The organism is Streptomyces sp. NPDC048603 (assembly GCF_043199475.1).
GTDB lineage: Bacteria > Actinomycetota > Actinomycetes > Streptomycetales > Streptomycetaceae > Streptomyces.
This window is the reverse complement of sequence record NZ_JBICVY010000006.1, coordinates 469369-486918: the sequence shown is the minus strand read 5'-3', so window position 1 is coordinate 486918 and position 17550 is coordinate 469369. Positions and strand designations below refer to the sequence as shown.

Sequence of the window (17550 nt, the reverse complement as noted above, 5' to 3'; positions counted from 1 at the left end):
TCATGGCGGAGAACAACCCGCTCAAGATCCACAACCTCCGTCCCGCCCCGGGCGCCAAGACCGCCAAGACCCGTGTGGGTCGTGGTGAGGCGTCCAAGGGTAAGACGGCCGGTCGTGGTACCAAGGGCACCAAGGCCCGCTACCAGGTTCCGGAGCGCTTCGAGGGTGGCCAGATGCCCCTCCACATGCGCCTCCCGAAGCTGAAGGGCTTCAAGAACCCGTTCCGCACCGAGTTCCAGGTTGTCAACCTGGACAAGCTCGCGGCCCTGTACCCGCAGGGTGGCGAAGTCACCGTGGCCGACCTGGTCGCCAAGGGTGCCGTGCGCAAGAACCAGCTCGTCAAGGTCCTGGGCCAGGGCGAGATCTCCGTGGCGCTGCAGGTTTCGGTTGACGCCGTTTCCGCCTCCGCCAAGGAGAAGATTGCCGCCGCCGGCGGCACGGTCACCGAGCTCGTCTGAGACGAGATCAGTGGCTCATAACGAGTGAAACCGACCGGGGATGCCTCACATTTGGGGCATCCCCGGTTGGTCGTTCCACGGGGGGCGCAGACGCCGCTAAGCTGGCCTGCACCTTTGCTTTGTCGTATACCTCAAACCCTTTAGACCGTCACCTCTGACGCAGTAGCGCGGGGGTCGCAGGAGGCACCGTGCTCACCGCGTTCGCCCGGGCGTTCAAGACGCCCGACCTGCGCAAGAAGCTGCTCTTCACGCTCGGCATCATCGTGCTGTACCGGCTCGGATCACACATCCCGGTACCCGGCGTGAGCTACAAGAACGTCCAGTTCTGTGTCGACCAGGCGCAGGCCACCTCCAACGGCGGACTGTTCGGTCTGGTCAACATGTTCAGTGGCGGTGCGCTGCTGCAGATCACGATCTTCGCGCTCGGCATCATGCCGTACATCACGGCGAGCATCATCCTGCAGCTGCTGACCGTGGTCATCCCGAAGCTGGAGAACCTCAAGAAGGAGGGTCAGGCGGGTACGGCGAAGATCACGCAGTACACGCGTTACCTGACCATCGCCCTCGCGGTCCTCCAGGGAACCGGTCTGGTGGCCACCGCGCGCAGCGGTGCGCTGTTCCAGGGCTGTCCGGCAGCCAGCGAGATCGTCCCGAACCGTTCCATCTTCACCACCGTCGTCATGGTGATCACCATGACCGCGGGCACCGCCGTCGTCATGTGGCTCGGTGAGCTGATCACCGACCGCGGCATCGGCAACGGCATGTCCATCCTGATGTTCATCTCGATCGCCGCCGGCTTCATCGGCGCGCTGTGGCAGATCAAGCTCCAGGGCAAGATCGCCGACGGCTGGGTCGAGTTCGGTGTGGTGATCCTGGTCGGCCTCGCGATGGTGGCCCTGGTGGTCTTCGTCGAGCAGGCGCAGCGCAGGATCCCGGTCCAGTACGCGAAGCGCATGATCGGCCGCCGTTCCTACGGCGGTACGTCGACGTACATCCCGCTCAAGGTGAACCAGGCGGGTGTGATTCCCGTCATCTTCGCCTCGTCGCTGCTGTACATCCCGGCGCTCGTCGTTCAGTTCAGCGGGTCCACCGCGCCTTGGGCCGCCTGGGTCCAGCGCAACCTCGCGGACACGAACGCTCCCTTCCACATTTCCCTGTACTTCCTCCTGATCGTCTTCTTCGCGTTCTTCTACGTGGCGATTTCGTTTAACCCGGAGGAAGTAGCGGACAACATGAAGAAGTATGGTGGCTTCATCCCGGGCATCCGGGCCGGTCGACCTACTGCCGAGTACCTGAGCTTCGTGCTCAACCGGATCACCTGGCCGGGGTCGCTGTACCTGGGTCTCATTGCTCTTGTGCCGACGATGGCGTTGGCCGGCTTCGGAGCGAACCAGAACTTCCCGTTCGGCGGGACGAGCATCCTGATCATCGTGGGTGTGGGTCTGGAAACGGTGAAGCAGATCGAGAGCCAGCTCCAGCAGCGCAACTACGAAGGGTTCCTCCGCTGATGCGAATCGTCCTCGTCGGACCTCCCGGTGCGGGCAAGGGCACGCAGGCCGCGTACCTCGCCAAGAACCTGTCGATCCCGCACATCTCCACGGGCGACCTCTTCCGGGCCAACATCAGCCAGGGCACCGAGCTCGGCGTGCGTGCGAAGGCGTTCATGGACGCCGGTGACCTCGTCCCCGACGAGATCACCATCGGCATGGCCAAGGACCGCATGGAGCAGCCGGACGCCGTGAACGGTTTCCTGCTCGACGGTTTCCCGCGGAACGTCTCGCAGGCCAAGGCGCTGGACGAGATGCTCCAGGCCGCCGGCATGAAGCTGGACGCCGTCCTCGACCTGGAGGTCGAGGAGGACGAGGTGGTCAAGCGCATCGCCGGCCGCCGGATCTGCCGCAACGACTCCGGGCACGTCTTCCACGTGACGTACGCCGCGCCGAAGACCGAGGGCGTCTGCGACGCCTGCGGCGGCGAGCTGTACCAGCGCAGTGACGACTCGGAGGCCACGGTCCGGAACCGGCTGGAGGTCTACCACACGCAGACCGAGCCGATCATCGACCACTACAAGGCCCAGGGCCTGCTGGTGACGATCTCCGCCCTCGGCAAGGTGGACGAGGTCACCCAGCGAGCGATGGACGCGCTGAAGAAGTAGTACCGCTGTAGCAGTAGCTCAGTACGGCCGCGGTGTCCGGTGGACGCCGCGGCCGTACTGTTGAAACGTCCCGATCCACCGTGGAAGGCATGTAGACGAGATGGTCCAGCTGAAGACTCCCGAGCAGATCGCCAAGATGCGGGAGGCCGGCCTGGTGGTAGCCGCGATCCACGCGGCCACCCGTGAGGCTGCCGTTCCGGGTGCGACGACGCGGGACCTGGACATGGTCGCCCGCAAGGTCATCGCGGACCACGGGGCGAAGTCGAACTTCCTCGGCTACGGCGGTTTCCCCGCGACCATCTGCACCTCGGTGAACGAGGTCGTCGTACACGGCATCCCGGACGACAAGACGGTCCTGAAGGACGGCGACATCATCTCCATCGACGCCGGTGCGATCGTGGACGGCTGGCACGGGGACGCGGCGTACACGGCCTTCGTGGGCACCGGTCACGCTCCGGAGCTGGTCGAGCTGTCCCGGGTGACCGAGGAGTCGATGTGGGCGGGCATCGCGGCGATGAAGCTCGGCAACCGGCTGGTGGACATCTCCCGGTCGATCGAGATGTACATCAAGCGCCAGCCGCGGCCGGCCGCCGGTGACCACAGCCTGGGCAAGTTCGGGATCATCGAGGACTACGGCGGCCACGGCATCGGATCCGAGATGCACATGGACCCGCACCTGCTGAACTACGTCTCGCGCAAGCGCGGCAAGGGCATCAAGCTGGTCCCCGGCCTCTGCCTGGCGATCGAGCCGATGGTGTCGCTGGGTACCGCCCGGACCGAGGTGCTCGCCGACGACTGGACGGTCATCACCACCGACGGCACCTGGTCCTCGCACTGGGAGCACTCGGTCGCCCTGACGGAGGACGGCCCGATCGTCCTGACCAGCCCGGACTGCGGCAAGGCGAAGCTCGCGGAATACGGCGTCACCACGGCCCAGGACCCTCTCCACAAGACGGCGTAATGATCTAGAGTGGTGGGCAAACTTTCCGGATTCGTCTTTCTGGGTGCCCTGGCGTAGACTGATGCGTCGGCTCACGTGCACCTTCATGCCCACAGGCGTGGAGGGTGCGGAGCTGATCAAGGTAGCCGATCCCCGAAAGGCGAAGCGTGGCCAAGAAGCAAGGTGCCATCGAGATCGAGGGCACCGTGATCGAGTCCCTCCCGAACGCCATGTTCAAGGTGGAGCTCCAGAACGGTCACAAGGTCCTCGCGCACATCAGCGGAAAGATGCGGATGCACTACATCCGTATCCTCCCGGATGACCGGGTCGTCGTGGAGCTCTCTCCGTACGACCTGACGCGTGGCCGGATCGTCTACCGATACAAGTAGATCTTGCCCCCGCACTCCGTGCTACGGCGCGGGTGGTGGCACTGACCCGGAGAAGACCAGAGACATGAAGGTCAAGCCGAGCGTCAAGAAGATCTGCGACAAGTGCAAGGTGATCCGCCGTCACGGCCGGGTCATGGTCATCTGCGACAACCTGCGCCACAAGCAGCGCCAGGGCTGACGCACGCCGACCGACCTGCACTACGCAGTTCTTCGCGCGACGCAAGCAAAACGTAATTACGCAGAGCCCGCCCAGCCCGCAAGGGTCGGCGGCACCTCCGGCGGGGGCCGGAGACCCGATCGGTACCTCATACGGCCTGTCGGGAGTGGCTTTGCGGAAGACCCCCGAACACACAGGAGCCATTAGTGGCACGCGTTTCCGGTGTTGACATCCCGCGCGAAAAGCGTGTGGAGATCGCACTCACCTACGTCTTCGGTATCGGGCGCACCCGGTCCAAGGAGATCCTCGCCTCCACCGGCGTGAACCCGAACACCCGCGTTCGTGACCTGGCCGAAGAGGACCTCGTCAAGATCCGCGAGTACGTGGACGCCAACCTTCGCACCGAGGGTGACCTCCGCCGCGAGATCCAGGGCGACATCCGCCGCAAGATCGAGATCCAGTGCTACCAGGGTATCCGCCACCGTCGCGGCCTCCCGGTGCACGGTCAGCGCACCAGCACCAACGCGCGTACCCGCAAGGGCCCGCGTCGCGCGATCGCCGGTAAGAAGAAGCCGGGCAAGAAGTAGTCCTGTTCAGCGGTCTTGCGCTGTAGGACCGACCACCTCCCGTAGGAGTTTGACATGCCCCCCAAGGGTCGTCAGGGCGCTGCCAAGAAGGTGCGCCGCAAGGAAAAGAAGAACGTCGCTCACGGGCACGCCCACATCAAGAGCACGTTCAACAACACCATCGTCTCGATCACGGACCCGTCCGGCAACGTGATCTCCTGGGCCTCCGCCGGCCACGTCGGCTTCAAGGGCTCGCGCAAGTCCACCCCCTTCGCCGCGCAGATGGCCGCCGAGTCGGCCGCCCGCCGCGCGCAGGAGCACGGCATGCGCAAGGTTGACGTCTTCGTCAAGGGTCCGGGCTCCGGCCGCGAGACCGCGATCCGCTCCCTGCAGGCCACCGGCCTCGAGGTCGGTTCCATCCAGGACGTCACCCCCACCCCGCACAACGGCTGCCGCCCGCCGAAGCGCCGCCGCGTCTGACGCGTGGTGCCGGCGGTGGGCCGGTGGTGTGCTGGGGGTCCGGGGGTCATCCCCCGGGAATTCGCAGTACGGCTGCCGCCCGCCGAAGCGCCGCCGCGTCTGACGCAGCGGACGCACCTGTGCGTTCTTGAGTGTCCGGGCGGTACGACCCCTTCGGGGGCCGTGCCGCCCGTACCCTTGCAGTACCGCCGTCCCAGGACGGCGTCCCGTCGGGCGTCAAATAGTGGGCGTCCACGACTGAAGGAATGAAGACATGCTTATCGCTCAGCGTCCTTCGCTGACCGAAGAGGTCGTCGACGAGTACCGCTCGCGGTTCGTGATCGAGCCGCTGGAGCCGGGCTTCGGCTACACCCTCGGCAACTCCCTGCGCCGTACGCTCCTCTCCTCGATCCCGGGTGCCGCTGTCACCAGCATCCGCATCGACGGTGTCCTGCACGAGTTCACCACCGTGCCGGGCGTCAAGGAGGACGTCACCGACCTCATCCTCAACATCAAGCAGCTGGTCGTCTCCTCCGAGCACGACGAGCCGGTCGTGATGTACCTGCGCAAGCAGGGTCCCGGCCTGGTCACCGCTGCTGACATCGCGCCCCCGGCCGGTGTCGAGGTGCACAACCCGGACCTGGTCCTCGCCACCCTGAACGGCAAGGGCAAGCTGGAGATGGAGCTGACCGTCGAGCGCGGTCGCGGCTACGTCTCCGCCGTCCAGAACAAGCAGCTGGGCCAGGAGATCGGCCGTATCCCGATCGACTCCATCTACAGCCCGGTCCTCAAGGTCACCTACAAGGTCGAGGCGACCCGAGTCGAGCAGCGCACCGACTTCGACAAGCTGATCGTCGACGTCGAGACCAAGCAGGCCATGCGCCCGCGCGACGCCATGGCGTCCGCCGGCAAGACCCTGGTCGAGCTGTTCGGTCTGGCCCGTGAGCTCAACATCGACGCCGAGGGCATCGACATGGGCCCGTCCCCGACGGACGCCGCCCTGGCCGCCGACCTGGCGCTGCCGATCGAGGAGCTCGAGCTCACCGTTCGGTCGTACAACTGCCTCAAGCGCGAGGGCATCCACTCCGTGGGTGAGCTCGTCGCCCGCTCCGAGGCCGACCTGCTCGACATCCGCAACTTCGGTGCGAAGTCGATCGACGAGGTCAAGGCGAAGCTGGCCGGCATGGGCCTGGCCCTGAAGGACAGCCCGCCCGGGTTCGACCCGACCGCCGCCGCCGACGCGTTCGGCGCGGACGACGACGCCGACGCCGGCTTCGTCGAGACCGAGCAGTACTAAGAATGCTTGCGGGGGGCTCCGGCCCCCCGTACACCCTCCGGCAAAAGTCGGCAGGGACTGACACCGGTACCTGACACGGCCGGTGCAGACAAGAGGAGAAACACCATGCCGCGTCCCGCGAAGGGCGCCCGCCTCGGCGGCTCCGCCGCGCACGAGAAGCTGCTGCTCGCCAACCTGGCGAAGTCGCTGTTCGAGCACGGCCGCATCACCACGACCGAGGCCAAGGCCCGCCGCCTGCGTCCGGTTGCCGAGCGTCTGATCACCAAGGCGAAGAAGGGCGACATCCACAACCGTCGCCTCGTCCTGCAGACGATCACGGACAAGGGCATCGTCCACACGCTCTTCACCGAGATCGCCCCGCGGTACGAGAACCGTCCCGGTGGTTACACCCGCATCACCAAGATCGGCAACCGTCGTGGCGACAACGCCCCGATGGCGGTCATCGAGCTGGTCGAGGCGCTGACCGTGGCCCAGCAGGCCACCGGTGAGGCCGAGGCCGCCACCAAGCGTGCGGTGAAGGAGGCCGAGGCCAAGGCCGACGCCACCGAGACCGAGGCGCCGGCCGAGGCCGAGGAGACCAAGGAGGCCTGAGTGCCCCCTGGCCGGCCGTAAGGCTCGGCAGCCGTAAGGCATGGAACGGGTCCGTCCCCTCGCGGGGGCGGACCCGTTCTGCTTGCTGCGTTGTGTGTGAGTGGTACTTGAGAGGATGAACGGGTGAGTGACGAGGTGGAGCCCGGGTACGTCCGGGTGCGGCTGGACCTGTCGTACGACGGCAAGGACTTCTCCGGCTGGGCGAAGCAGACCGCGCGGCGGACCGTCCAGGGCGAGCTGGAGTCCGCCCTGCAGACCGTGATGCGGCTGCCCGCCCCGGTGGACCTGACGGTGGCCGGGCGGACCGACGCGGGCGTGCACGCCCGCGGCCAGGTGGCCCACTTCGACCTCCCGCAGGCCGTCTGGGACGAGCACCGGGAGGTGCTGATGCGCCGCCTCGCCGGGCGGCTGCCGCACGACGTGCGGGTGTGGAAGGTGGCCGAGGCCCCGGCCGGCTTCAACGCGCGCTTCTCGGCGATCTGGCGCCGCTACGCCTACCGGGTCGCCGACCACCGGGGCGGCGTCGACCCGCTGCTCCGCGGGCACGTGCTGTGGCACGACTGGACGCTGGACGTGGCCGCCATGAACGAGGCCTCGCAGGCGCTGCTCGGCGAGCACGACTTCGCCGCGTACTGCAAGAAGCGCGAGGGCGCCACCACCATCCGCACCCTCCAGCGGCTCAGCTGGGAGCGGGACGGGGACGGCATCGTCACGGCGACGGTCCGGGCGGACGCCTTCTGCCACAACATGGTCCGGTCGCTGGTGGGCGCGCTGCTGCACGTCGGCGACGGGCACCGGCCGGTGGACTGGCCGGGGAAGGTGCTGGCCGCGGGAGTACGGGACTCCGCGGTGCACGTCGTACGGCCGCACGGGCTGACCCTGGAGGAAGTCGGCTACCCGGCCGACGAACTGCTGGCCGAACGGAGCCGGCAGGCCCGGAACCTGCGCGTGCTGCCGGGCCGGGAGTCTTCGCCGGGCTGTTGCTGAACCGATATCGGTTTGGGCGGGGGCGGCTCCGGCCGTGACAATGCCCGGCATGGGACATCTCGAAGCCAGCCATCTGGAGTACTACCTTCCGGACGGGCGGGTACTGCTGCCCGACGTCTCCTTCCGGGTGGGCGAAGGGGCCGTCGTCGCCCTGGTGGGGGCCAACGGCGCCGGCAAGACCACCTTGCTGAAGCTGCTGTCCGGCGAGCTCCAGCCGCACGGCGGTGGCGTCACCGTCAGCGGCGGCCTCGGCGTGATGTCCCAGTTCGTCGGCTCGGTCCGGGACGAGAGCACCATCCGCGACCTGCTGGTCTCGGTGGCGCACCCGCGCATCCGGGAGGCCGCCGAGTCCGTGGACCGCGCCGAGCACCTGATCATGACGGTGGACGACGAGGCCGCGCAGATGGCCTACGCGCAGGCGCTCAGCGACTGGGCCGACGTACAGGGCTACGAGGCGGAGACGCTGTGGGACGTGTGCACCATGGCCGCGCTGGGGGTCCCCTACGACAAGGCGCAGTTCCGCGAGGTGCGCACGCTCTCCGGTGGTGAGCAGAAGCGGCTGGTCCTGGAGGCGCTGCTGCGCGGCCCCGACGAGGTGCTGATGCTCGACGAGCCGGACAACTACCTCGACGTTCCGGGCAAGCGCTGGCTGGAGGAGCAGCTGAAGGCCACCCGCAAGACGGTGCTCTTCGTCAGCCACGACCGGGAACTGCTCACCCAGGCCGCGCAGAAGATCATCAGCCTGGAGGCGAGTCCGACGGGCAGCGACGTGTGGGTGCACGGCGCCGGCTTCGGGACGTACCACGAGGCCCGCAAGGAGCGTTTCGCGCGCTTCGAGGAGCTCAAGCGGCGCTGGGACGAGGAGCATGCCCGTCTGAAGGCCCTGGTGCTGCGACTGCGCAACCAGGCCGCCTCCAGCCCCGACATGGCCTCGCGCTACCGGGCCATGCAGACCCGTTTCCAGAAGTTCGAGGAGGCCGGCCCTCCGCCGGAGCCGCCGCGCGAGCAGGACATCAAGATGCGGCTCAAGGGCGGCCGGACCGGTGTGCGGGCGCTGACCGTGGAGAACCTGGAGCTCACGGGGCTGATGAAGCCGTTCTCCCTGGAGGTCTTCTACGGGGAGCGGGTCGCGGTCCTCGGCTCGAACGGTTCCGGCAAGTCGCACTTCCTGCGGCTGCTGGCCGGTGAGGACGTCCGGCACACCGGGGACTGGAAGCTGGGCGCACGGGTGGTGCCGGGCCACTTCGCGCAGACCCACGCGCACCCGGAGCTGTTCGGCCGCACCCTCGTCGACATCCTGTGGACGGAGGCCGCCAAGCCCCTGGGCCAGGCGATGGGGGCCCTGCGCCGCTACGAGCTGGAGCGCCAGGCCGAGCAGCCCTTCGAGAAGCTCTCCGGCGGCCAGCAGGCCCGCTTCCAGATCCTCCTGCTGGAGCTGGCGGGCACCACGGCGCTGCTGCTGGACGAGCCCACGGACAACCTGGACCTGGAGTCGGCGGAGGCCCTCCAGGACGGCCTGGAGTCCTACGAGGGCACCGTGCTCTGCGTCACCCACGACCGCTGGTTCGCCCGCAGCTTCGACCGCTACCTGGTCTTCGGCTCCGACGGGATCGTGCGGGAAACTACGGAGCCGGTGTGGGACGAGCGGCGCGTGGAGCGGGTCCGGTAGTCGGCGCGGTAGGCCGCGCGGAGCGCGGGTGGGGAGGGGCTGTGGTGAGGCTGGACCTGGCCGGGAGGGGGCATGCCCTCCTGGAGTGGCTGCTCCGGCCTGCCGCACGGGGCTGGCGGGCCGTCTCGCTGGCCGTGGTCCTCGGGCTCTGCGTGCACGCGAGCCTGAAGTCCAACTGGGGCTCCGACAACGCCTTCCTGGTGAAGGCCGCCGACACGCTGCTCGCGGGCGGCTCGCCGTACGAGGACAAGCGGTTCCTGTACCTGCCGAGCGCGGTGCTGCCGGCCGTGCCGCAGGCGCTGCTGCCCGCCGGGGTGCTGCGCTGGGTGCTGCCGGCGGGGATGTCCGCACTGCTCGCCTCCGGCTGGTGGTGCGCGCTGCGCCTGTTCACGGTCTCCACGGTCTCCCGCTTCGCCTGGCTCGGGTTCGCGGCCCTGGCCATCGGCTTCAAGCCGTACGAGAACCTGGTGACGCTCGGGAACTGGACCGCGGTATCGGCCGCCGCGCTGCCCGCCGCGCTGCTGCTGGCCCACAGGAGCCGCTGGCTCGCGGCGGGTGTGGTCATCGGTCTGGCGATCGCCGTGAAGCCGATGCTGGTGCCGGTGGGGCTGCTGTTCCTGCTGGCGCGGCAGTGGCGGGGGCTGGCCGCTGCCGTGCTGGTGCCGGTCGCGCTGTCGCTGGCCGGGGCGCTGCTGATGCCGAGCCCGGGCCTGTTCTTCACCAAGACCCTGCCGTTCCTGCTGCGCGGCCAGGACGCGTATGCGCTGGTCTGGGACGCCTCGCCGGTCGCGGTGCTGCCGCGGCTGGGGGTACCCGCGGCGGTCGCCGTGGGGCTGGCGGGGGTGCTCGCGGCGGCGGGCCTGTGGGCGGCGTGGCGGCGCTGGACCCGGCCGGCCGGCGAGGCCGCGACCGGCGACGGGGCGTTGCGGCTGGCCGAGACGGCCTGCATGGTGATGCTCGCCGCATTTCTGGTGTCCCGGCCGTCCTTCGACCACTACCTGCTGGTGGTGCTCCCGCTGCTGCTGGCGTCGGTGGTGCGGCCCGGCTCGGGGGCCCGTTCGCCCTGGTTCTGGGCGGCCCTGCTGCCCCAGGTCACCGGCATGCCGTGGAACTGGTACTTCGACCGGGAGCGGCGGGCCTTCAAGGACTGCTTCACGCTGTGTGTGCTCGCTCTCGCGCTGATGCGCGCGTGCGCGGACCGGACCCGGAGTACTCTGGGGACCGTACGAACGGCAGGATCCGCGCCTCCGAAGAGGTCCGCGGGCGCGCCCGCGGAAGCGGGTTCGCGCCCGGCGTTTTGACCCGTCCGGGGCAGCGCGGGTATTCTGCTGGTTCGTTATGCGTATTGGCTTGCTCATTCTCACGTGAAAGGGCCCTTACGCCGGTCCACCGGGCCGATGACCAGCGGTACACACGGGTTGCGTCCCCGGAGTGCACCAGGGCTGTCGTGATCGTCCGTGGTGACCTGTCAGGACCCATCACTGAAGAAGCGAAGGCTACGAACCGTGCGTACGTACAGCCCCAAGCCCGGCGACATCTCGCGCCAGTGGCTCGTCATTGACGCCCAGGACGTCGTCCTCGGCCGTCTGGCGACCCAGGCCGCTGCCCTCCTCCGGGGCAAGCACAAGCCGACCTACGCCCCCCACATGGACATGGGCGACTTCGTCATCATCGTCAACGCCGACAAGGTCCACCTGTCCGGCAACAAGGCCGCGCAGAAGATGGCGTACCGCCACTCCGGCTACCCGGGTGGTCTCCGTGCCGTCCGCTACAGCGACCTCCTCGCGGACAACCCGGAGAAGGCCGTGGAGAAGGCCGTCAAGGGCATGCTCCCCAAGAACACCCTGGGCCGTCAGATGCTCTCGAAGCTGAAGGTCTACTCGGGCGACCAGCACCCGCACGCTGCCCAGCAGCCGGTGCCGTTCGAGATCACCCAGGTCGCGCAGTAATTCCGGCCACCCCCTAAGACGAAAAAGAATCTGAGGAGCATCGTGGCCGAGACCACCCCCGAGACCCCCGTCGACGAGTTCGAGGGCGTCGAGGAGTACACCACCGAGTCCGTTGTCGAGGGCGACTACACCTCCGAGTCCCTCGCCTCCCGCTTCGGTGACCCGCAGCCGGCCGCCGGCCTGGGCCGCCGCAAGAACGCCATCGCCCGCGTCCGGATCGTTCCGGGCACCGGCAAGTGGAAGATCAACGGTCGCACCCTCGAGGACTACTTCCCGAACAAGGTGCACCAGCAGGAAGTCAACGAGCCCTTCAAGGTGCTCGAGCTCGACGACCGCTACGACGTCATCGCCCGCATCGCGGGTGGCGGCGTTTCCGGCCAGGCCGGCGCCCTGCGCCTCGGCGTGGCCCGCGCCCTCAACGAGGCGGACGTGGACAACAACCGCCCGGCGCTGAAGAAGGCCGGCTTCCTCTCCCGCGACGACCGTGCGGTCGAGCGCAAGAAGGCCGGTCTCAAGAAGGCCCGCAAGGCTCCGCAGTACAGCAAGCGCTAATCTCCGCCTGCTGCTCTGCACGAACCCGCCCCGGCGGCACGATCTGTGCTGCCGGGGCGGTTCGTTTACCACCCCCCGCGGCACATACCTGTCACACGCGGTCACGTACAAAGAAGTACCCAGCGCGAACTCGGAGGACAAAAGTGGGACGACTCTTCGGAACGGACGGTGTACGCGGTGTAGCCAACGCGGATCTGACGGCTGAGCTGGCGCTCGGCCTCTCCGTGGCGGCCGCCCATGTGCTCGCGGAAGCGGGCAGCTTCGAGGGGCACCGGCCGACCGCCGTGGTCGGCCGTGATCCCAGGGCCTCCGGCGAATTCCTGGAGGCCGCGGTCGTCGCCGGCCTGGCCAGCGCGGGTGTGGACGTCCTGCGCGTCGGTGTGCTGCCCACCCCGGCGGTGGCGTATCTCACCGGTGCGCTGGGTGCCGACCTCGGCGTGATGCTCTCCGCCAGCCACAACGCGATGCCCGACAACGGCATCAAGTTCTTCGCGCGCGGCGGCCACAAACTCGCCGACGAGCTCGAGGACAAGATCGAGGCCGTGTACCAGGAGCACCGCACCGGTGCCCCGTGGGAGCGTCCGACCGGGGCCGGCGTGGGCCGGGTCAGCGACTACGACGAGGGCTTCGACAAGTACATCGCGCACCTCATCGCGGTCCTCCCGAACCGCCTCGACGGCCTGAAGATCGTCCTCGACGAGGCCCACGGCGCGGCCGCCCGGGTCTCCCCGGAGGCGTTCGCCCGGGCCGGGGCCGAGGTCGTCACCATCGGCGCCGAGCCGGACGGCCTCAACATCAACGACGGCTGCGGCTCCACCCACCTGGGCCTGCTCAAGCGGTCCGTGGTCGAGCACGGTGCCGCCTTCGGCATCGCGCACGACGGCGACGCCGACCGCTGCCTGGCCGTGGACGGCGACGGCAACGAGATCGACGGCGACCAGATCCTCGCCGTGCTGGCCCTGGCCATGCGCGAGGCCGGCCAGCTGCGCCAGAACACCGTGGTCGCCACGGTCATGTCCAACCTCGGCTTCAAGCTGGCGATGGAGGCCGAGGGCATCGCGGTCGTCCAGACCGGCGTCGGGGACCGCTACGTGCTGGAGTCGATGAAGGAGCACGGTTACGCGCTGGGCGGCGAGCAGTCCGGCCACGTGATCATCCTGGACCACGCCACCACCGGCGACGGCACCCTCACCGGCCTCATGCTGGCCGCCCGGGTCGCCGCGACCGGCCGTTCGCTCGCCGAGCTGGCGGGCGTCATGGAGCGGCTGCCGCAGGTCCTGATCAACGTCCCGGACGTGGACAAGTCCCGGGTCGCCACCTCCGCCGAGCTGGCCACGGCCGTGGCCGACGCGGAGCGCGAGCTCGGCACCACGGGCCGGGTGCTGCTCCGTCCGTCCGGCACCGAGCCGCTCGTCCGGGTGATGGTCGAGGCCGCGGACATCGAGCAGGCCCGCGCGGTGGCTGGCCGGCTCGCCGACGCGGTCAAGTCCGCGCTGGGCTAGGACACCACGGGTCCACACGGGACGACACAGGACCACATGGGGTGCGGCGGCCCGCCTCCCGGCTCAGCGCCGGGAGGCGGGCCGCTTCCAGCGGCCCCGCTGGGTGGACCACAGGGCCTTCCAGCCGTACAGGGTCAGCACCCCGGCGAGCATGATCCCGCCCAGGTTCAGCAGGAGCTGCTCCGTCGAACCCCACATCTGCGCGAACTCCCCGTAGCTGAGCGCCACGGCGGCGTTGGCGCCGGCCGGGACGGTGGTCACCGAGATGGCGACGCCGACCAGGGCCCCGGACTTCGCCGAGGTCAGGGAGAGCATTCCGGCCACCCCCGCGAGCACGGCCACCACGAAGGAGAACGGGTCCGGGTTCCAGATGAAGCTGGTGTTCGGGCGCGGGTCGTCCAGCATGCTCTGGTGGAACAGCCCCAGCCCGTCCATCGCCAGGCTGAACACGGTGGTCGCCACGATGGCCGCGCCGAAGCCGATCAGCAGGGCGGCCAGCGACCGCACGGCCAGCCTGGGCCGGCGCTCCACCAGGCTGGTGCACACCCCGGCGACCGGCCCGAACTCGGGGCCGACCGCCATGGCGCCCACGATCAGGATCGCGTTGTCGAGCACCACGCCGCAGGCCGCGATCATCGTCGCGATGATCATGAACGCGGCGTAGGTGATGGTGAGGGTGGACTCCTCGTGAGTGGCCTCGGCGAGCTGCTCCCAGATCACCGCGTCCGCCGGTTCGCCGGGAGCCTCCTCCTCGGCCTCGTCGGCGCGCTTCGACAGGGACAGGTCGATGTTCTCGACCGCGATCGAGCCGTCCTTGTCGATGTTCAGCTGCCGGAGTTCGTGCAGCAGCTGGTCCCCGGCCTCCCGCGCGACATCGCACAGCACCAGGTCACCCCGCGGGTCCCGGGCGGCGCCCGGCAGCACCACCAGATGGGTGGTGCCCACGGTGGACTCGATGACCTCGGCCACGGCTTCGGTGCGGTCGGGCGGTGTGATCAGCCTCAGATGCAGCATGTGCGCACGATACGCACGCCAGGGGCTAGAGCTTGCGCAGACTCAGCTTCTGCACCTTGTGGTCCGGTCCCTTCCGGACGATCAGGTTGGCGCGGCCGCGGGTCGGGGCGACGTTCTCCAGCAGGTTGGGCCGGTTGATGGTGCGCCACATCGTCTGCGCGTACTGCAGGGCCTCCTCCTCGGAGACCTGGGTGTACTTCCTGAAGTACGAGAAGGGGTTCTGGAAGGCGGTCTCGCGGAGCTTCCGGAACCGGTTGAGGTACCAGCGCTCGATGTCCTCGGGGCGCGCGTCCACGTACACGCTGAAGTCGAAGTAGTCGGCGAGACCGACCCTGGTGCGGCCGTCCTTGCCGGGCAGGGCCGGCTGGAGCACGTTCAGCCCCTCGACGATCAGGATGTCCGGGCGGCGGACGACGAGCTGCTCGCCCGGCACCCGGTCGTAGATCAGGTGCGAGTAGACCGGGGCGGTGACCTCGTCCTTGCCGGCCTTGATGTCCGCGACGAAGCGTGTCAGCGCCCGGCGGTCGTAGGACTCGGGGAAGCCCTTGCGGGAGGTCAGCCCGCGCTCCTTGAGCTCGTCCATCGGGTAGAGGAAGCCGTCGGTGGTGATCCGCTCCACCCGGGGGTGCTCGGGCCAGCGGGCGAGCAGGGCCTGCAGCAGCCGGGCCACGGTGGACTTGCCGACCGCGACGGAGCCGGCGACGCCTATCACGAAGGGGGTGCCGGTCTGGGTGCTGTGGCCGTTCCCGGCCGCGTCACCGAGGAAGGTGTTCAGGGTGCCGCGGAGCTGTGCGGTGGCCCCGACGTACAGGTTGAGCAGCCGGGACAGCGGCAGGTAGATGTCGCGCACCTCGTCGAGGTCGATGACGTCACCGAGGCCGCGCAGCCGCTCGACCTCATCGGCGGTGAGCGGGAGCGGGGTGCGCTCGCGCAGGGCGCTCCACTCGGCCCGGGTGAGATCGAGGTAGGGCGAGACATCGGCGGACCGGGGTGGCCGGCTGCCGGGTGCGCTTCGTGGCGGCGAAGTGATCACAAGGCCATTGTCCGTGCTCGGGCGGGGCCGTGGATGGTGCGTTCCGTCACGTGGGTGTCAGGTTCGTCCGGCCTTCGCCGGTGGTTGTACAGAATTTGATCTCGATTGGGGGCAAGCGCTGTATCACCCCCGTCACGATCACGGAATTACGTTGGGGGAGCCGCTCCGGGAGGCATAGATTTCGATCATCCGGCTCCTGTGAGCGCGCTGTGCCCCGTGGGTGGCGGTCGCGTCCGGCCGGCAGTCACCGCAACTCTCCGGGAGATTCTCCGTGCGCAGCACCTTCGTCCGTCGTTCCGTCGCCGCCGCGTCCGCCGTCTCGCTGGCCGTGCTGGCCACCGCCTGCAGCAAGTCCGAGGACAAGAAGGAGGACGCCAAGTCCTCCGCCCCGGCGGCTTCCGCGCCGGCCGCCGGCGGGGCCAAGGGCAAGACGGACGCCGAGCTGGCCAAGCTGATCGTGGCCCAGGGCGACGTGGCCGACCACACCTTCAAGGAGGCCACGCCGGCCGAGGCCGCCGCGGGCGCCGCCGCCACCAGCGACAAGGCCGAGTGCAAGGTGCTCGTCCAGGCCCAGTCGATGGGCGCCCTGGGCACCTCGTCCGGTGCCGCCCGCACCAAGGCCGTCGCCACCCCGAAGCCCGGCGCGGGCTCCAACCCCGAGGACGCGGTGAAGGCCGCTCTGGGCGCCAACGCCACGGCCGTCACCCTCACCTCGTACGACGGCAAGGGCGCCGAGGAGGCCTTCGCCTCGGTGAAGACGGCCGGCACCGCGTGTGCCGGCGGCTACTCGGCCACCCAGGCGGGCGAGACCGGCAAGGTCACCGCCGTCGCCCCGGGTGCGGCGGTCACGGCCGGCGACGAGGCGGCCGCCTACACGGTGACCGGCGACGCCGACGGCATGCCGATCACCACCCAGCTGGTGGTCGTGCGCAAGGGCAACACCCTGGCGACCTTCTCCTCGATCAGCCTGGCCGGCAAGGCCGAGCAGCCGAAGGCTCTCATCGAGGCCCAGGTCAAGAAGCTCGGCTGATGACCGGGCGCCGCGCCCTGGGCGCCTTGTCGGCGCTGTTCGCGGTCGTGCCGCTGACCGCGTGCAGCGGGGGCGGTTCACCGGAGGGCGCGGCTGCCGCGCCGAGCGCGACGGCGTCCGCTCCCGCCACCCCGTCTGCCCCTCCGCCGGTTCCGGCGGGGCCGCCGATGACGATCGACCTGCTCTTCAAGCGGGCCCTCGCCGCCGGTGAGGTGCCGGGCTACCGGATCGACGAGTTCGGCGTGGAAGCCGTCGGACACCAGCGCGGTGGCCGCTCGTACAACGAGCGGGTCGACGAGTACGGTGCGACCGGGCTGCGGCGCGATGCGAAGCCCGTGGCGGACAACGCGGCGTGCCAGCCGCTGGCCGACGCGATGACCGTCGCTCCGGTGGGCCACTGGTACGGGAGCGTCCAGCGGCTGGCCCTGCGGGAGCCCGTCGGTGCCGCGGGCCCCAGGAGCGGGATCGTCCTCTCCTCGTACGAGGGCCGCGGTGCAGAGGCGGCCATGGACGCGTTCCGGGACGCGGCCGCGCGCTGCGCCGGCGGCTTCACCAGCTGGTTCGAGGGCGAGAGGGACCAGATCAGGTCGGTCACCGCCGTGCCGGTCCAGGCGGGTGACGAGGCGTTCGGCGTGGCGGTGGCCGGTGACGTCGGCGGGAGCCGTACGGGTGCCGGTCTGGTCGCGGTCCGCAGGGGCGGCACCGTGTTCACCGTCGTCACGCTCGGGTCCGACTCTCCGGCCCAGCCGCCGAAGGCGCTCATCGAGGCCCAGGTCAAGAAGCTCGGCTAGCAGTCTGACTG

Annotated in this window: 20 protein-coding genes; 18 read left to right on the top strand and 2 right to left on the bottom strand. The window is 69.3% G+C overall.

Annotated elements, in window-relative coordinates:
* The first annotated feature begins 2 nt into the window (after window positions 1-2).
* The 16 genes from rplO to glmM all read left to right on the top strand — a co-directional run bounded on the left by rplO (window position 3) and on the right by glmM (window position 13671).
* Window positions 3-458, top strand: coding sequence for a 50S ribosomal protein L15 (gene rplO / locus ACGFQ9_RS17725; RefSeq protein ID WP_030201548.1), 456 nt, complete (start codon window positions 3-5; stop codon window positions 456-458).
* A gap of 188 nt (window positions 459-646) precedes the next feature.
* A complete protein-coding gene (gene secY / locus ACGFQ9_RS17720) occupies window positions 647-1966 on the top strand; it encodes a preprotein translocase subunit SecY (RefSeq protein ID WP_393574704.1) in 1320 nt (439 codons plus the stop codon).
* On the top strand, window positions 1966-2613 hold the full coding sequence (locus tag ACGFQ9_RS17715) for an adenylate kinase (protein WP_393574703.1): 648 nt from the start codon (window positions 1966-1968) through the stop codon (window positions 2611-2613). The genes secY and ACGFQ9_RS17715 overlap by 1 nt, the downstream gene beginning before the upstream one ends.
* 100 nt (window positions 2614-2713) lie before the next feature.
* Entirely contained in the window at window positions 2714-3574 is an 861-nt protein-coding gene (map, locus tag ACGFQ9_RS17710) for a type I methionyl aminopeptidase (protein WP_393574702.1), read from the top strand.
* 146 nt (window positions 3575-3720) lie between these two features.
* Complete coding sequence (gene infA, locus ACGFQ9_RS17705) at window positions 3721-3942, top strand: translation initiation factor IF-1 (protein ID WP_003956442.1); 222 nt, start codon at window positions 3721-3723, stop codon at window positions 3940-3942.
* A gap of 64 nt (window positions 3943-4006) precedes the next feature.
* A complete protein-coding gene (gene rpmJ / locus ACGFQ9_RS17700; protein WP_003956441.1) occupies window positions 4007-4120 on the top strand; it encodes a 50S ribosomal protein L36 in 114 nt (37 codons plus the stop codon).
* 185 nt (window positions 4121-4305) lie between these two features.
* Complete coding sequence (gene rpsM / locus ACGFQ9_RS17695) at window positions 4306-4686, top strand: 30S ribosomal protein S13 (protein ID WP_007265919.1); 381 nt, start codon at window positions 4306-4308, stop codon at window positions 4684-4686.
* A gap of 54 nt (window positions 4687-4740) precedes the next feature.
* A complete protein-coding gene (gene rpsK, locus ACGFQ9_RS17690) occupies window positions 4741-5145 on the top strand; it encodes a 30S ribosomal protein S11 (RefSeq protein ID WP_003956432.1) in 405 nt (134 codons plus the stop codon).
* 253 nt (window positions 5146-5398) lie between these two features.
* Entirely contained in the window at window positions 5399-6421 is a 1023-nt protein-coding gene (locus ACGFQ9_RS17685) for a DNA-directed RNA polymerase subunit alpha (protein WP_393574701.1), read from the top strand.
* Between the two features lie 105 nt (window positions 6422-6526).
* A complete protein-coding gene (rplQ, locus tag ACGFQ9_RS17680) occupies window positions 6527-7012 on the top strand; it encodes a 50S ribosomal protein L17 (protein WP_393574700.1) in 486 nt (161 codons plus the stop codon).
* A 123-nt stretch (window positions 7013-7135) separates the two neighbouring features.
* Window positions 7136-7999 (top strand): tRNA pseudouridine(38-40) synthase TruA, encoded by an 864-nt coding sequence (gene truA, locus ACGFQ9_RS17675; RefSeq protein WP_393574699.1) that lies wholly within the window; start codon window positions 7136-7138, stop codon window positions 7997-7999.
* A 40-nt stretch (window positions 8000-8039) separates the two neighbouring features.
* Entirely contained in the window at window positions 8040-9668 is a 1629-nt protein-coding gene (locus ACGFQ9_RS17670; RefSeq protein WP_393574779.1) for an ABC-F family ATP-binding cassette domain-containing protein, read from the top strand.
* Between the two features lie 41 nt (window positions 9669-9709).
* A complete protein-coding gene (locus ACGFQ9_RS17665) occupies window positions 9710-10969 on the top strand; it encodes a glycosyltransferase family 87 protein (RefSeq protein ID WP_393574698.1) in 1260 nt (419 codons plus the stop codon).
* Window positions 10970-11173: 204 nt separating this feature from the next.
* On the top strand, window positions 11174-11617 hold the full coding sequence (gene rplM, locus ACGFQ9_RS17660; protein WP_393574697.1) for a 50S ribosomal protein L13: 444 nt from the start codon (window positions 11174-11176) through the stop codon (window positions 11615-11617).
* A gap of 42 nt (window positions 11618-11659) precedes the next feature.
* Entirely contained in the window at window positions 11660-12169 is a 510-nt protein-coding gene (rpsI, locus tag ACGFQ9_RS17655; protein ID WP_393574696.1) for a 30S ribosomal protein S9, read from the top strand.
* Between the two features lie 143 nt (window positions 12170-12312).
* A complete protein-coding gene (glmM, locus tag ACGFQ9_RS17650; protein ID WP_393574695.1) occupies window positions 12313-13671 on the top strand; it encodes a phosphoglucosamine mutase in 1359 nt (452 codons plus the stop codon).
* A gap of 63 nt (window positions 13672-13734) precedes the next feature.
* On the opposite strand, the gene ACGFQ9_RS17645 is transcribed toward glmM, so the two are convergent.
* On the bottom strand, window positions 13735-14685 hold the full coding sequence (locus tag ACGFQ9_RS17645) for a DUF389 domain-containing protein (RefSeq protein ID WP_393574694.1): 951 nt from the start codon (window positions 14683-14685) through the stop codon (window positions 13735-13737).
* Between the two features lie 25 nt (window positions 14686-14710).
* Window positions 14711-15718 (bottom strand): type I pantothenate kinase, encoded by a 1008-nt coding sequence (coaA, locus tag ACGFQ9_RS17640; protein WP_393574693.1) that lies wholly within the window; start codon window positions 15716-15718, stop codon window positions 14711-14713.
* Window positions 15719-15989: 271 nt separating this feature from the next.
* Here coaA and ACGFQ9_RS17635 point away from each other — a divergent pair, with 271 nt between their 5' ends.
* Both ACGFQ9_RS17635 and ACGFQ9_RS17630 read left to right on the top strand, forming a co-directional pair.
* Window positions 15990-16748, top strand: coding sequence for a hypothetical protein (locus ACGFQ9_RS17635; RefSeq protein ID WP_393574692.1), 759 nt, complete (start codon window positions 15990-15992; stop codon window positions 16746-16748).
* Window positions 16748-17539 carry a hypothetical protein gene (locus tag ACGFQ9_RS17630; protein ID WP_393574691.1) on the top strand — a complete coding sequence of 264 codons (792 nt, stop codon included), beginning with the start codon at window positions 16748-16750 and terminating at the stop codon, window positions 17537-17539. Before ACGFQ9_RS17635 ends, ACGFQ9_RS17630 begins: the two co-directional genes overlap by 1 nt.
* Window positions 17540-17550: the final 11 nt, after the last annotated feature.

What these genes read in the sequence shown, in the direction of transcription:
- rplO (WP_030201548.1), top strand. Translation starts at nt 3, where the DNA reads ATGGCGGAGAACAACCCGCTCAAGATCCACAACCTCCGTCCCGCCCCG.
- rpsK (WP_003956432.1), top strand. Translation starts at nt 4,741, where the DNA reads ATGCCCCCCAAGGGTCGTCAGGGCGCTGCCAAGAAGGTGCGCCGCAAG.
- ACGFQ9_RS17645 (WP_393574694.1), bottom strand. Translation starts at nt 14,685, where the DNA reads ATGCTGCATCTGAGGCTGATCACACCGCCCGACCGCACCGAAGCCGTG.
- map (WP_393574702.1), top strand. Translation starts at nt 2,714, where the DNA reads ATGGTCCAGCTGAAGACTCCCGAGCAGATCGCCAAGATGCGGGAGGCC.
- rpmJ (WP_003956441.1), top strand. Translation starts at nt 4,007, where the DNA reads ATGAAGGTCAAGCCGAGCGTCAAGAAGATCTGCGACAAGTGCAAGGTG.
- ACGFQ9_RS17630 (WP_393574691.1), top strand. Translation starts at nt 16,748, where the DNA reads ATGACCGGGCGCCGCGCCCTGGGCGCCTTGTCGGCGCTGTTCGCGGTC.
- ACGFQ9_RS17670 (WP_393574779.1), top strand. Translation starts at nt 8,040, where the DNA reads ATGCCCGGCATGGGACATCTCGAAGCCAGCCATCTGGAGTACTACCTT.
- rplQ (WP_393574700.1), top strand. Translation starts at nt 6,527, where the DNA reads ATGCCGCGTCCCGCGAAGGGCGCCCGCCTCGGCGGCTCCGCCGCGCAC.
- ACGFQ9_RS17715 (WP_393574703.1), top strand. Translation starts at nt 1,966, where the DNA reads ATGCGAATCGTCCTCGTCGGACCTCCCGGTGCGGGCAAGGGCACGCAG.
- ACGFQ9_RS17685 (WP_393574701.1), top strand. Translation starts at nt 5,399, where the DNA reads ATGCTTATCGCTCAGCGTCCTTCGCTGACCGAAGAGGTCGTCGACGAG.